Annotated in this window: 13 protein-coding genes; all 13 read right to left on the bottom strand. The window is 70.3% G+C overall.

What is annotated here, in order from left to right; all coding sequences use genetic code 11:
* Window positions 1–13: 13 nt before the first annotated feature.
* Window positions 14–991: an SAM-dependent methyltransferase gene (locus tag ACI2L1_RS10470; RefSeq protein ID WP_404738908.1), complete on the bottom strand. Its 978-nt coding sequence runs from the start codon at window positions 989–991 to the stop codon at window positions 14–16.
* Window positions 991–1,662: a class I SAM-dependent methyltransferase gene (locus ACI2L1_RS10465; protein WP_404738907.1), complete on the bottom strand. Its 672-nt coding sequence runs from the start codon at window positions 1,660–1,662 to the stop codon at window positions 991–993. The genes ACI2L1_RS10470 and ACI2L1_RS10465 overlap by 1 nt, the downstream gene beginning before the upstream one ends.
* 60 nt (window positions 1,663–1,722) lie before the next feature.
* Window positions 1,723–2,511, bottom strand: a complete 789-nt coding sequence (locus ACI2L1_RS10460) for a glycosyltransferase family 2 protein (protein WP_404738906.1) — start codon at window positions 2,509–2,511, stop codon at window positions 1,723–1,725.
* An 8-nt stretch (window positions 2,512–2,519) separates the two neighbouring features.
* The gene (locus ACI2L1_RS10455) at window positions 2,520–3,599 is read right to left on the bottom strand and encodes a hypothetical protein (protein ID WP_404738905.1); all 1,080 of its coding nucleotides are present in this window, start codon (window positions 3,597–3,599) and stop codon (window positions 2,520–2,522) included.
* 5 nt (window positions 3,600–3,604) lie between these two features.
* Window positions 3,605–5,197, bottom strand: a complete 1,593-nt coding sequence (locus ACI2L1_RS10450; RefSeq protein ID WP_404738904.1) for an oligosaccharide flippase family protein — start codon at window positions 5,195–5,197, stop codon at window positions 3,605–3,607.
* Complete coding sequence (locus tag ACI2L1_RS10445; RefSeq protein WP_404738903.1) at window positions 5,160–6,059, bottom strand: chain length determinant protein; 900 nt, start codon at window positions 6,057–6,059, stop codon at window positions 5,160–5,162. The genes ACI2L1_RS10450 and ACI2L1_RS10445 overlap by 38 nt, the downstream gene beginning before the upstream one ends.
* Before the next feature lie 51 nt (window positions 6,060–6,110).
* Window positions 6,111–7,226 (bottom strand): non-hydrolyzing UDP-N-acetylglucosamine 2-epimerase, encoded by a 1,116-nt coding sequence (gene wecB, locus ACI2L1_RS10440; RefSeq protein ID WP_404738902.1) that lies wholly within the window; start codon window positions 7,224–7,226, stop codon window positions 6,111–6,113.
* Between the two features lie 3 nt (window positions 7,227–7,229).
* Window positions 7,230–8,489 (bottom strand): nucleotide sugar dehydrogenase, encoded by a 1,260-nt coding sequence (locus ACI2L1_RS10435; RefSeq protein ID WP_404738901.1) that lies wholly within the window; start codon window positions 8,487–8,489, stop codon window positions 7,230–7,232.
* Complete coding sequence (locus tag ACI2L1_RS10430) at window positions 8,489–9,259, bottom strand: WecB/TagA/CpsF family glycosyltransferase (RefSeq protein WP_404738900.1); 771 nt, start codon at window positions 9,257–9,259, stop codon at window positions 8,489–8,491. Before ACI2L1_RS10430 ends, ACI2L1_RS10435 begins: the two co-directional genes overlap by 1 nt.
* Entirely contained in the window at window positions 9,256–10,413 is a 1,158-nt protein-coding gene (locus ACI2L1_RS10425) for a hypothetical protein (RefSeq protein WP_404738899.1), read from the bottom strand. Before ACI2L1_RS10425 ends, ACI2L1_RS10430 begins: the two co-directional genes overlap by 4 nt.
* Window positions 10,414–10,668: 255 nt before the next feature.
* Window positions 10,669–11,268, bottom strand: a complete 600-nt coding sequence (locus tag ACI2L1_RS10420) for an acyltransferase (protein WP_404739017.1) — start codon at window positions 11,266–11,268, stop codon at window positions 10,669–10,671.
* 132 nt (window positions 11,269–11,400) lie between these two features.
* Window positions 11,401–12,417 carry a zinc-binding dehydrogenase gene (locus ACI2L1_RS10415; protein ID WP_404738898.1) on the bottom strand — a complete coding sequence of 339 codons (1,017 nt, stop codon included), beginning with the start codon at window positions 12,415–12,417 and terminating at the stop codon, window positions 11,401–11,403.
* The gene (locus tag ACI2L1_RS10410; RefSeq protein WP_404738897.1) at window positions 12,417–13,229 is read right to left on the bottom strand and encodes an IclR family transcriptional regulator; all 813 of its coding nucleotides are present in this window, start codon (window positions 13,227–13,229) and stop codon (window positions 12,417–12,419) included. Before ACI2L1_RS10410 ends, ACI2L1_RS10415 begins: the two co-directional genes overlap by 1 nt.
* Window positions 13,230–13,274 lie beyond the last annotated feature (45 nt).

The following is a 13,274-nucleotide window of genomic DNA, read 5'->3' as shown; positions in this document are numbered from 1 at the left end:
ACCCGCACACGCGCTACGACCGAACCCGGCACACCATCGCGACGAAATCGTGCCCAACCTCCGCCAGGGCCGCGTCCTCCGCCGCGAAGCACCTCTCCAGCAGCTCCAGTGTCTCCGGCTCCTGGTCCCTGAAATTGTGGGCGATTCCGGAGAACGCTATGTGCAACACCGTGCCGCCGTAAGGGCGTTCCTCCACCACCTCGAAGTGGCGGCGCAGGCCCGGGAGAAGCGCCGCCGCGTCGACCGCCTCCGACGGGTCGTCCAGGACCATGGCGAGTCTGCTGGGGCGGATGACCCGATGTTTGATCCGGCCGTCCGCCAACCGCCGCCGCTCCTCCGGAAGCTGGGCCAACAACGCGTTCGCCGCGTCGAGTTGCGCGTCCGTCCACTGGAAGCGCGTGGGGCCGACGAACTCGTCGATGACGAACAGGCCGTCAGGCTCGATCAGTTGGGACAGGCGGGGCAGGGTCTCCGCCAGGTTGTCGAAGTGATGGAGCGACTGGAGGCCGAGCAGGACGTCGAAGCGTTCGCCGTCGCTGGTCATCTGGTTGACGTCGGTGACCCGGAAGCGGAGCACGTCGGCGAGGCCGTTCTCGGCGGCGGCCTGAGTCGCGAAGTCGATGCGCTGCTGGGCCACGTCCACGCCCTCCAGGAGGCCGAACGCGCCGGTCTTCGCCCAGAGGAGTTCGTTGCCACCGGTTCCGCAGCCCAGGGACAGCCCGCGCAGATCGGTGCGGGGCGCGAAGTGCTTGGCGGCCACGTACTCGGGGAAGGACGTCTCCGCGTCGCCGGTCATCAGCAGGTTCCACCGCTTGATCACCGCCGGTATCGCCCACCACTCGGTGAGCGACGGATCGACCTGGGACCAGTGCTGGACCACCCGGGCACCGCCGCGCACCCGCAACTTCGCGAGCACGGGGTCGAGTTCGAGCTTGCGGACCTTGCGCAGCAGCCGGTCCGCGTCATGTCTGTTGATCAGGTTGTTCAGCATCACGACTCCGTCCGTACGGCGATGAGCGACTTGGTGGCACCGAGCACCCGCTCGCTGAGAAGGGTCGATGTGGGGAACAGGTAGCGCATCTCGGCACGGGTCAGCAGCTCGATGTTGATCACGGCGTTCATCGCCGACTCCGGGCTGTCGGGGCGGCTGTGGACGAGCGGCCAGTGCCGTACCAGACGGGCCCGGGCGGCCAGCGGCAGGAACTGGAAGCCGGGTGCCACGAAGTGCGGCTCGACCGGGAAGTAGCGGTACGGCGTCTGGATCCAGTGCAGCGGGGCCAGTTGCTCCACCGCGGCGACGAACAGCCGGCGCTGGCTGTGGCCGCCCACGTGCTCGATGGTCGAGTTGGAGAACACCATGTCGTAGCCGCCCTGCCGGCTCAGCTCGGCGGCGACCTCGGGGTCGGTGACGTCGGCGTTCTCGGCGGTGATCCAGTCGGGCAGTTCGGCCGGATGCGCCTCCAGGTTGATCAGATGGACGTGCTTGGCGCGCACCGGCGCCCGCAGCCACATCTCGGCCGTCCCGCCCAGGTCGAGGACGCTCATGTTCTCGATGCCGGGGAAGCAGCGCCGGAACCGCTCCCAGCGGGCGATGCGCAGCCGTTCGCCCAGGGAACCGGGTGCGTCGACGAATCTGTTTCTGAGGGCGCGGGATCGGGGCACGGGATCAACCACCTGTGGTCGTGAGGGAGGGCGAGGGCGAGGGGCGCTTCGACTGCTCGGTCACCACCGGGTGTAGAAGCTCGCCGGGTTCATCAGGTATCGGACGGTCGGATACGGCACATGCCGCACCCGGTGCCTGCGGGCGTACCGGCGGATCAGCTCCCAGTCCTCCCGGGGCATCACCTCCGGTGTCCGGCGCAGACGGCTGAAGCGCAAGGCGCGGGTGCGCCGGGCGACGAAGGCGTTGGTGTCGAGGAAGGACTCGCGGGCGGCCCGGCGCCGGTCGAAGGGCACGGACAGGACGTCCCGGTCGGTTCCGTCGGGCAGGACGCGGCGGAGTGCCGTATAGACGCCGTCGGGGCCGCCCGGGGACTCCAGTGCCTCCAGAGCCTTGGCGAGGTGGTCCGGCTCCCAGAGGTTGTCGTCGTCCAGGAAGGCGACGTAGCGGGAGCGGGTCAGGCGGATGCCGACGTTGCGGACGACTCCGGCGGTGCCGGTGTTGGCCGACAGGGAGACCGCGAACAGCCTTGGGTCGTCCGGGAGTTCGGGGAGCCCGGCGCCGTCGTCGACGACCATGACGACCTGGTCGCGGACGCTCTGCGCGAGGGCCGAGCGGACCGCGGCGCGCAGGGCCTCGGGGCGGCGGTGCGTGGCGATGACCGTGGCGACCAGAGCGGAGGGCAGGGAGGGGAGACCGGCGGCGAGCCGACGGGTCTCGGCGTCCTCGATCCGGCGCAGTCGTAGCGCGGAGGGGGCCAGGAGGACCTTGTTCCTCGCCTCGAAGAGCACCAGCCAGCCGAACACCGCCTTGAGCAGCGTCCAGGGCGCCCGCGCCACTCGGCGCGTCATGCCCCCGCTCACGAGGACGGCTCCGGCGTCACCAGGCGGCCGTCGGACATGCGGTTGTTGCGCCACTCGTTTCCTGCGCCGCCCGCGTTCCAGTGGGCGACCACGCCGTATCCCCCGGAGGCCGGGTGGTACTGCGTCGAGAAGATGTTGTCGGTGACCTTGATCCCGGTGGCGCCGGTGCTCCCGCCGTAGAGGGCGTACGCGCCGCCCGCGATCCAGTTGTCGTCGACGGTGACGTTGCGGACCACACCGGTGTCCGCGAACAGGCCGATGCTGCCCGAGGCCCCCTGCTTGAGACTGGTCGCGTTCAGCAGGGTGTTGTGGCGGATGACCAGGTGTCCGGTGTTGCCGCCGCCGCTGATCACCGCGTTGGTGTGCTGCCACTCCTTGCCCAGGTTCACGAACGGGACGATGTCGTGGACGTAGTTGTCGTGGATGTTGCCCTGTCCCATGGAGAGGGCGTCGCCGAACACCGAGACGTCGCACCAGCCGACCTCGATGGAGCTGCCGCCCATGTTCGAGACCGCGTAGTCGACGCCGCCGTTGTCGGGCCCCTTACCGGGTACGGCGGTGATGGTGGAGTGCAGAACCCTCAGGCCGCTGTAGCCGGGGCGCAGGTTGATGCCCCACCAGTTGTCCGAGGTGATCCTGGAGTCGATCACGGTGACGTTGTTCGCGTAGATGTCGAGCGAGCCGGTGATGTCCCAGCCCCGGATCACGAGCCCGTTCGTGCGGACGGCCATGTACCCGGTCTTGTGCGGGGTGAGCTTGGTCCGGTGGCCGGTCGTGTCGGCGTCGGGAAAGCCGCAGGCGCCCGGGGAGGTGCAGGTGGTCCTGGCCGCGGGTGCGCTGCTGGACGCACCGGCCGTCGTGGAGGGCTTCGGCGTCGGTGACGGTGGAGTGGGGGTGGGTGTCTGCGAGACCTGGGCGGTGGTGGTCGACGGGACGGCGCTCGGTGACGCCGAGGGAACGTCCGACGGGCGCGGTGACGCCGACTTGTCGGTTCCCGAACATGCCGTGGCGGTGATCGCCAGTAAGGCCGCCAGCAGCAGCCCCGCGATCCGACTCCGGCCGATACGCCGTGACATCCGGCTCACCTCATGTCCTGTTGGGCGGACGGCACCGGCGCGGACGGCCGGTGTCGGCCCCGGTGGGGCCGGTCGACGCCGCGCAGGAAGTCGCGGCTGGGCAGTACGCACACGGTGTAACCGGCCAGGGCGATCGTGCCGATGGCGAGGAGCGCGAGCCGGCTGTCGCCGAACCGCGGTTCCAGGCCGAGGACGACCGCGGCCATCACGGCCCCGCCGAGGAAGGGCCACGCGCAGGCCCTGGCGATCCGGCCCACGCCGATACCGCCCCGGCCGAGGGCGACCAGGAACACGGGCACCACCAGACCGCCGGCGACCACGACATGGGCTTGGGAGACGCCGACGATGCCGTTCAGGTGGGAGGCGGCGAGGAGCGCCGGGATCAGGGCCACCAGCCACAGCCCCTGCACCAGGAAGAGGGAGCGGCGCTGGCCTACGGCGATCAGGCAGTCGTACGCCAGTTCCGCGCCGATCCGGATCAGTCCGAGGGCCATCAGCCAGGGCAGTGCCGCGGCGGCGGGCGTCCACCGGTCGCCGTAGATCAGCTGGATGACCGGTTCCGCGAGCCCGCCCAGCAGGACGCACAGCGGCACGGTCCCGGTGATCAGGACGCCCAGAGCACGGCTGAAGCCCTGGGCGAGTATCTGCGGTGACTCGGCCAGCCGGGAGAACCCGGCGAAGGAGACCCGGCGGGCGGCCTCGGAGATGATCCGCACGGGCCAGCCGGAGATGTTGAAGGCGAGCACGTAGAAACCCAGGGAGACGTTGCCGAGCGTCGCACCCACCACCATGGTGTCGACGTTGACCACGGCGAGGGCCAGCATGCTCGCCCCCGCCAGCGGGAGGCCGAACCGCAGGAGCGCGCGGGCCTGTTCGGGGTTCCACCCGTACTTCAGGGTGCCCGGGGCCGCCAGCCCGCAGCCGACCAGCGTCACGACGTTGCCCGCCACGGCTCCCACGGCGAAGCTCATCGCGCCCCAGCCCTCGAAGGCCAGCAGCAGGGTCACCGAGGTGCCGATGACGAAGTTGAGCCCGTCGATCACCATCCGCTTGCCCTGGGCGAACTCACGGGTGAGGAAGTTGCCGGGTACCTGGGCCACCCCGTCGATCACCACGCACAGGCACATCACCCGCAGCACGCCCGCGGCGTCCGGCGAGCCGAGCAGACCGGCCACCGTCGGCGCCGCCGCGAACAGCGCCACATACAGCAGTCCGCTGGAGAGGGTGCTGAGGGTCAGCACGGTCGGCGCGAACCGGCGTGCGTCCCCCTCCCAGCGCACGATGGCCAGTCCCACACCCAGCTCGTTCGCGGACAGCAGGACCAGCAGCACGGTCTGGGCGACGCCGTACACGCCCCATTCCGCGGGGCCCAGGGCGAAGCGCGCCAGCACGATGCCGGTCGCGAAGGTGCCCAGGCGCATGACAACGGTGTTGATCAGACTCCAGCGGGCCGCCGAACGGACCTTGCGGCCGAGGGAATCGGCGGCAGGGGGAGGGGACGGTGCGGGAACGTGAGCAGCGGTGAGCGCGGGAGCGGGAGGAACGGGGGCCTCGCTCGTCTCACCGGTCTCTCTGTCCGGTGCGCGGGCGGTGTCCATGAGTCGACTCCTCGTCGAGCGGCTCTGCTGCGGACGCTACGGCCATGACGGGCCGTTGCGTGGTGGGCTCTGCGGCCGAACCGTCCTCGCGGGACCGCGTCCAGCTGGGCGGGCGCCGGATGGCGAGGGTCTCCTCCACGACCGACTCCTTGGCCGGATCGACCGGAGCGGGGACGGTGGCGGGGTCCGAGTCCGGGTCCGGGTCCGGGGCGGGCGTCGCCTCCTCCGGCGCCGACGCCAACTCCTCCCCGGCCGTGGGCCCTTGGGACCTCTTGCGCGCCTCCACGTAGAAGACGGCGACCATGGTGAGCACGAAGCCGGCGCCTCCCGCCATGATCATGTACTCGAGCCGCGTCTTGGTCTGCGCCGCAGGCGTCTGCGGGGAGACGATCGTGCTCATACGGATCATGGCGTTCTGGTCGACCGACTGCTGTTCCTGGAACTCCTTCAGCCGCTCCTTGGCGTACGCGGTCAGGAGGCGGTCCGAGGTCAGGACGGCCTTCTTGTCGGTGCCGGTGACGGTCAGCCACAGGAGCGGGCCCTGGGCGTTGTCGGCGAGCTTGGCCTCGAACGTACCTGAGGCGCCACGGGACTTGAGCTCCCGGACGGACACATCGGAGTTGAGGTTGCGGGCCAGGCTGTCGGCCATGCCGGTGAGCGAGGTCTGGGTGCTCAGGAAGGGGTTGCCGTCATAAGCCTTGGTGGCCTTCTGGGAGTTGAGGAGAACCACCGTGCTCTGGGACTGGTAGGTGACCGGAACCACCACGGTGACGGCGAACGTCAGGCCGGCGGCCAGCAGCAGTCCGGGCAGCAGGACGTACCAGCGCCTGCGCATGACCCGGAAGATCTCAGCGAGATCCATGGTCGTTCCCCCCAGCGATCTTATGTTCGACGAGCATATGTTGCAAGCGGATCATATGGGGAGGCTCTGGTCAGTGGGTCTGGGTCGGGTGCTCGCCGTTCCTCCCTCCAGCAGCACCTCGGCGATCCGGTCACTGGCGTGCCCGTCCCACAGGTCGGGGCGGCGCGGTGCGGGCGGCTGGTCAAGGACCCGGTTGACGGTGGCCACGATGCATGCCGGGTCCCGTCCGGCCAGCACATTGGTGCCCTGCTCGACGGTGATGGGCCGCTCGGTGTTGTCCCGCAGGGTCACGCACGGCACGCCCAGCGCGGTGGTCTCCTCCTGGATGCCGCCCGAGTCCGTCAGCACGATCCGGGCTGAGTCCTGCAGGGCGATGAAGTCCAGGTACCCGGCGGGCGGCACGAGTTGAATGCCTCCGGGTACGCCGATGTCGGCCAGCCGGCCGGCCGCGCGCGGATGCACGGGCAGCAGCAACGGCAGCCGGCCGGCGATCTCGCCGAGCGCCTTCAGCAGCCCGGCGAGGATCTCGGGGTCGTCCACGTTGGCCGGGCGGTGCAGGGTGACCAGGCCGAACTCGCCCTTGGTCAGGCCGTGTCGGTCGAGGACGTCCGAGGCCCGGGCCCGCTCCAGATTGCTCAGCAGCGTGTCGATCATGACGTTGCCGACGAGGTGGATCTGGTCGTCCCGGTATCCCTCCGCGCGCAGGTTCTCGGCGGCGTCGGGGGAGGGGGCCAGCAGATAGTCGCTGACCCGGTCGGTGGCGACCCGGTTGACCTCCTCCGGCATGCTCCAGTCCCGGCTGCGCAGCCCGGACTCGACATGGGCGAGCAGCGGCCCTGCCTTCGCGGTGACCAGGGCGCAGGCCAGGGTGGAGTTGATGTCGCCGACCACGACCACGATGTCCGGGGCCAGTTCGGCGATCAGCGGCTCGAACGCGGTCATCACGCGTCCGGTCTGCTCGGCGTGGGTGCCCGAACCGACGCCGAGGAAGCGGTCGGGAGGGCGGATGCCGAGGTCGGCGAAGAACACGTCGTTCATTGCCGGGTCGTAGTGCTGGCCGGTGTGGACGAGGATCACCTCGGCGCCCCGGCTCTCCAGGGCGTCCATCACCGGTTTGATCTTCATGTAGTTGGGGCGGGCCCCGGCGACGCAGACGATGCGCGGCATGGTTCAGAGCACCTCGATGGTGGGTCCGGAGGGCAGACGGCGTCGGCAGTCGAGGACGAACGGGGCGTGTTCGGCGACGAGTTCGTAGTCGAAGCCGTCGTGGTCGGTGAGCAGGACCACGACGTCGGCGGCGGCCAGCTCCTTGGGGTCCGGATCGACCCGCACCAGCCGGGTGTCCACCGGCAGGCTCTCCACGACATGCGGATCCGCCGCCCTGACCTGGGCCCCCATGTCGAGCAGCAGTTGGGAGATGCGCAGCGCGGGCGACTCCCGGGCGTCACCGGTGTTCTTCTTGTACGCCAGACCGAGCAGCAGGATGCGCGAGCCGTTGACCGAACGGCGCCGCTCGTTGAACAGGTCGCTGATGCGGCGCGTCACGTACTCGGGCATGTGGTTGTTGATGTCGTTGGCGAGCTCCACGAAGCGGAAGCTCTGGCCGAGTTCGCGCTGCACCCGCCAGGACAGGTACGAGGGGTCGATCGGCAGGCAATGGCCGCCGACGCCGGGCCCGGGCGTGAACCGCATGAAGCCGAAGGGCTTGGTGGAGGCCGCGTTGATGGCCTGCCAGACGTCGATGTCCAAGTGGTGGGCGAACATCGCGATCTCGTTGACCAGCGCGATGTTCACATGCCGGAAGGTGTTCTCCAGGAGCTTGGCGAGCTCGGCCTCCTTGGGCGAGCCAACCGGCACGGTGGTGTCGACGAGTTCGGCGTAGAAATCCTGAACGGCTTTCAGCGAGGCCTCGTCGACGCCCGACACGACCTTCGGGGTCTCCTTGAAACCCCACACGGTGTTCCCGGGGTCGATCCGCTCCGGGCTGTAGCCGAGCTGGAAGTCGGTGCCCGCGGTGAGGCCCGAGCCGTCCTCCAGGATGGGGGCGAACATCTCCTGGGTCGTACCGGGATACGTGGTCGACTCCAGGACAACGGTCGCCCCGGGTCTCAGATACCGGGCGAGGGTGACCGCCGACTCGCGGATGTACCGCAGATCGGGGGTGCCCTCGTGCAGCGGGGTGGGCACGGTCACCACGGCGACGTCGAAGCCGCCGCAGTCACGGGCCGACTCGCTCGGCCGGTAGGCACCGCTGTCCAGTGCGGCGCGGATCCGCTCGGAGGAGACGTCCTCGACGAAGGACTCACCGGCGGCGAGGCTCTTGACCCGCCGGGAGTCGACGTCGTAGCCGATCACCTCGTGGCCGACCTCCGCGGCGCGGATGGCCAACGGCAGGCCGACGTATCCCTGTCCAACCACGACGACACGCATCAGTGACTCCTGTTCGCGGGAGCGGTCTGCGGGGTGAGCCGGATGAACTCCCGCGCCGTCATGAGAAGGAAGGCGGTGTTGGTGGTGACGTAGCGTTTGCCCAGTCGGCGTGGCTCCTGGAGCGCGCGGTAGAGCCACTCGACGCCGAAGCGCTGCCAGGACGCGGGGGCCCGCTTGGTGATTCCGGCCAGGATGTCGAAGGAGCCGCCGACGCCGTGCACGACCCGGGCGCCGGTGCGGGCGCCGTACGCGGCGGTGAAGATCTCCTTCTTCGGTGAGGTCATGCCAAGGAAGAGCATCTGGGCGCCGCTGCGGGCGATGTCGCCCGCGATGGCCTCCTGCTGGGTGTCGTCGAAGTAGCCGTTGCGGCCGCCTGCCACCTTCAGACCGGGGAAGCGGTCGGCCACCCGGCGCAGCATCTCCTCCAGCACCTCCTGCTTGGCGCCGAGGAAGTACACCGAGATGCCCGCCGACTCGGCCTCGGCCAGCAGCCGAAGGAACAGGTCGATCCCGGCGACCCGTTCGGGCAGCGGGGCGCGCAGCACCTTGCCGGCCCAGACCACTGCCTGTCCGTCGGCGAGAACGAGGTCGCAGCCGGACACGGCCTCGGCGAGCCGGGGGTCGCGCCGCATGTTCACCAGCTTCGCCGCGTTGACGACGCCGATCTCCAGCTGCCGTCCGTCGCGTACCGCTTCGAGACAGCGTGCGACGGTCTGGTCCATGGTCAGCGGGTCGAGCTCGACCCCGAAGAGGGTCCGGCGCTCACTCATATCCGGCCCCCCTGCCAGGCGTGGAGCATCCAGCCGAACTCGTACGGCCTGCACTCGCGGTCCACCGACACCGGGCGGTAGACCCGGTCCAGGGTCTTCAGCCGGAGGCTCGGAGCGAGTCGGGTGGAGAGTCCCCGGGCGGCGCGTACGGCCTTCTTCGGGTCGCCCCGGAAGACCTTGCGCCAGGTCACACCGAGCTCGTCGAGGATCAACGGCTCCTGGCGTGCGCCCAGTTCGGGCACGTCCGTCATCCAGGCGAGGCCCTTGCGGATGGCCGCGCCGAAGTCGCTGCCGCCCGCGTCGGTGAGATCGAACAGCGCGGTCGGCGCCATCGCGTGCTGGTGGACGCTGTAGACCGGGTAGCCCTCCACGACCCCGCCGGTGCGCGCGTCGTAGTGCCACCACCACTGCCCGCCGTCGCCCTGGAGTTCGCAGACGCGCGCGGCGCACGCCTCGGACGCGGCCAGTGCCTCCGGGTCCCCGTCCCCGCTCGCGTGCGCGCGGGCCAGTGCCTGGAGCGGGTAAGTCTGGTCGGCGAAGCAGGCCACATGCGCCCGGTACCAGGGCATCAGTCCGGGCCCGGTGGCGTGCGGGAAGAGCGGGCTGTCGCCGATTCGGGCCCGCAGCACACGGTCACGGGCCTCGGAGAAACGTCTCTCCACATCGACCGTGTCCCGGGCCGCCGCGAGGGCGGACAGCACCCAGGCCGCCTCGACGGTGTACTGCGGCCGGCCCTCCTCGTCCAGGGCGTCGACCCGTGCCACGGCGTCGGACAGCTTGGGGTGCCCGGTCTCGGCGGCGGCCCAGGCGATGAGCGCCGCGTCACCGAGGTTCGTGACCCCGGGCAGCGACTCGATCAGCAGACCGGTGAACTCCTCGGCGGTACGCCCGCCGAGGACCGCGCGCTGGCGGTTCTCCGGAAGGAACCGGACACCGAGAGCGGTGATGGCCGCGTACCGGGTGCTGGTGCCACGCTGCTCCAGGGCCCATGATCCGGCAGGGGTCTGCCGCCCGGCCATGGTGAAGGCGAAGGCCTCGCCGCCGGGCAGCAGCATGGACGGCAGCCCCGACTCGGCGACCGTGAGGAGTCGTTGGGCGAGTGAGAGCAGCGTCGGTTCCTCACGACCGAGCGCGGCCAAACGTGTGATGCTCATCGGTTGGACACACCAACCCCCCTGTTTTCGCGCAGACTTGAGAGCGCCGCGGCGTGAACGGCCGGGCGGTGGAAGGCAAGGCGGACGTCAGGTGTCGGTGCTGGTGCCGATCCTGGTTTCAGGCATAGGTGTTTCCACCCGGTAACCCCCCCTGGGCACTACTGGTTAGTGTGCTCATTGTGCTTGGTCTGCACAGATCGCACACATGTTATGCCGGTGAATGTTCGAAGATTTGCGTTTTGGCGGAAACAAGAATCATGCGCGCTCGACGAGTTGGCCGTCCTTCTCGTCGTACAGCGCACCCGTCTCGGGGCACTCCCATGTGCCCGGTTCGCCTTCCCGCTCCACCAGCCGTACGCCGGCCCGGCCCACCCAGCCGATCCGGCGGGCCGGAACACCGGCCACGAGTGCGTGGTCGGGCACGTCCCGGGTCACCACGGCGCCCGCCGCGACCAGCGCCCAACGGCCGACACGGACCGGCGCCACACACACCGAGCGGGCCCCCAGCGACGCCCCCTCGGCCACCACCACCGCCACGGCCTCCCAGTCGCCCCCGCGCTTCAACTTGCCCTCCGGGTCCACGGACCGGGGGAAGTAGTCGTTGGTGAGAACCGCCGCCGGGCCGACGAACACCCCGTCGCCGAGCACCGCGGGCTCGTAGACCAGCGCGTAGTTCTGGAGCTTCACGTTGTCACCGATCCGCACCCCCGGACCGACATAGGCCCCCCGGCCCACGATGCACCCACTGCCCAGCCGGGCGTCCTCCCGGATCTGGGCCAGGTCCCAGACCGTCGTCCCGTCGCCGATCTCCGCCGTCTCGTCGACCTGAGCGGTCGGCTGCGCCTTGAAGTTCACCGGGCTCCCCCCTTCTTCGCGTCTTCGCGTCTTCGCGTCGAACGTGTCGACGGTGTTCATGACGGACCGAGTCTGATCACCGCGCCGACGGAATACCAGCCTCCGTTCAGGAGCCGTGTGGTGGACGGCGGATCAGACCAGGTGCGGATCGACGTGGACCTTCGGGCCGGGACCGGCTCCGGGCGGCCGTCCGCCCGCGAGTACGGCGCCGACCTCGTCCAGGGCGACGGTCGCGGCCACGAGCGGCCTCGGGTCGACGACCTGTTCGGCGTACGCCTTGATCGTGGCGTCGAGCCCCGGTGAGGCCGACAGGACGCCGACCGCCGTCACGTCCTTCAGGACGAGCGCACGGGTGTCGATCACGCTGGGTTCGGCGGCCAGGCCGATGTAGACGATCCGCCCGCCGGGTTCCACCGACTCCAGTGCCAGGGCGGGCAGTCGGACCGCGTTGGTGGCGTCGACCACCGCGTCGAACGGCAGGTCGGGCACGGTGTCCTCGCGCCAGGTGTGCGGGAAGCCCAGGGAGCGCGCGAAGGCGAGGGAGGCCTCGGTGGAGCCCATCAGGTGCACCTCCGCACCGGCGGCCCGGACGAACATCGCGACCAGCAGACCGATGGTCCCCGGCCCCAGCACCAGGACCCGGTCGCCGGGTCCGGCCCCCATCGCCCGCGCGGCCCGCAGTGCGTTGCCGCCCGGCTCGACCAGTGCACCGAGAACCGGGTCCACGGAGTCGGGCAGCACATGCAACGACCCGACAGGCACGGCGAGTTGCTCTGCGAGGGCGCCGGCGCGGGCGCCCCGGATGCCCACTTCCTCCCGCTTCTCGCAGACGTGCTGGCGACCGCGCCGACAGCGGCGGCAGGTCCCGCAGCCGAGCATGGTGTCGCCCATGACCCGGCGGCCGACCCAGCCGGGCTCGACCCCCGGACCGACCGCGCGGACCCGGCCGGCCCACTCGTGTCCGAGCCGCATCGGATAGCTGGAGTGCCCTTGGCGGAGATAGGCCATGGCTCCGGTGAAGAACTCCAGGTCGGTGCCGCACACTCCGACCCGCTCGACGTCCACGACGACCTCACCCGGAGCGGCCACCGGCGCGGGCACCTCCTGAACCGCGTACTCACCGGGTGCCGTGAGGACGAACGCGCGCATCAGAAGGGCTCCTTCAGGGGACCGAGCGCCTCGCGGATCTCCTCCACGGCGTCGACCAGGGTCCGCAGGGGAGTCCGGTACGACAGCGCGCTGACGCTCACCGCCCCCGAGGGAGCCGTGGGCGAGGTGCCGTAGACCGGCAGGGCCAGGCAGTTGACCCCGGTCTCGTTCTCCTGGTCGTCGAGGGCGTATCCCCGTTCGCCGATGGTCCGCAGTTCGCGGTGCAACTCCTCGGCCGTACACAGGGTTCGAGGTGTCCGCCGCTTCAGCGGGCTTGCGCCGATCCATTGCCGTACGGCGTCGAGGGTGCCCAACTCTTGGGCGAGCAGCAGCTTTCCGACACCGGTGGCGTGGGCGGGGTTGCGGCCGCCGACGGTGGAGGTCAGCCGGACGGCGCCGGTGGGCGGGTCGGCCTTGGCGCGGTACACGACCTCACGACCGTCGAGGACGGCGTAGCGGGCGGTCTCACCGAACCGGGCGGCCAGTGTCTCCAACAGCGGCCGGACCCGCATGTGTTCGGGGCGGGCCTCATGGTGGGCGAACGCCATCCGGAGGAACTCGTCCCCCAGCAGATAGCGGCCGCGGGCGTCCTGTCCGGCCAGACCGGCCCGGCGCAGTGCGGCCAGGGCCCGGTGCACGGTGGGCTTGGGGCTGCCGATCGCGCGGGTGAGCTCGTCGAGCGACACCCCGTCCGGGTGCCGGGCGAGTTCCTTGAGCACGGCCAGCACCCGGTCCGATCCCACGAGACGGTCGCCCTCCGCGCGGTCCGTGTCGGGGGCTGTCGAAGGGTGAGTCGTCTGCGTATGCTGCATCGCGTTCCGGATAGTAGACCGCCGTACCGATTACCGGAAAGAGCT

Origin of the sequence: Streptomyces sp. NPDC019531, from assembly GCF_044903305.1 — a bacterium.
In the GTDB taxonomy this organism is placed as follows: Bacteria; Actinomycetota; Actinomycetes; order Streptomycetales; family Streptomycetaceae; genus Streptomyces.
The sequence above is the reverse complement of the archived record's forward strand: the minus strand, read 5'-3'. Positions and strand labels throughout refer to the sequence as shown.

Excerpts from the sequence above, each read along its gene's own strand:
- ACI2L1_RS10470 (WP_404738908.1), bottom strand. The coding sequence starts at position 991 with ATGCTGAACAACCTGATCAACAGACATGACGCGGACCGGCTGCTGCGC.
- ACI2L1_RS10450 (WP_404738904.1), bottom strand. The coding sequence starts at position 5,197 with ATGGACACCGCCCGCGCACCGGACAGAGAGACCGGTGAGACGAGCGAG.
- ACI2L1_RS10455 (WP_404738905.1), bottom strand. The coding sequence starts at position 3,599 with ATGTCACGGCGTATCGGCCGGAGTCGGATCGCGGGGCTGCTGCTGGCG.
- ACI2L1_RS10415 (WP_404738898.1), bottom strand. The coding sequence starts at position 12,417 with ATGCGCGCGTTCGTCCTCACGGCACCCGGTGAGTACGCGGTTCAGGAG.
- wecB (WP_404738902.1), bottom strand. The coding sequence starts at position 7,226 with ATGCCGCGCATCGTCTGCGTCGCCGGGGCCCGCCCCAACTACATGAAG.
- ACI2L1_RS10445 (WP_404738903.1), bottom strand. The coding sequence starts at position 6,059 with ATGGATCTCGCTGAGATCTTCCGGGTCATGCGCAGGCGCTGGTACGTC.
- ACI2L1_RS10435 (WP_404738901.1), bottom strand. The coding sequence starts at position 8,489 with ATGCGTGTCGTCGTGGTTGGACAGGGATACGTCGGCCTGCCGTTGGCC.
- ACI2L1_RS10410 (WP_404738897.1), bottom strand. The coding sequence starts at position 13,229 with ATGCAGCATACGCAGACGACTCACCCTTCGACAGCCCCCGACACGGAC.
- ACI2L1_RS10425 (WP_404738899.1), bottom strand. The coding sequence starts at position 10,413 with ATGAGCATCACACGTTTGGCCGCGCTCGGTCGTGAGGAACCGACGCTG.
- ACI2L1_RS10460 (WP_404738906.1), bottom strand. The coding sequence starts at position 2,511 with ATGACGCGCCGAGTGGCGCGGGCGCCCTGGACGCTGCTCAAGGCGGTG.
- ACI2L1_RS10430 (WP_404738900.1), bottom strand. The coding sequence starts at position 9,259 with ATGAGTGAGCGCCGGACCCTCTTCGGGGTCGAGCTCGACCCGCTGACC.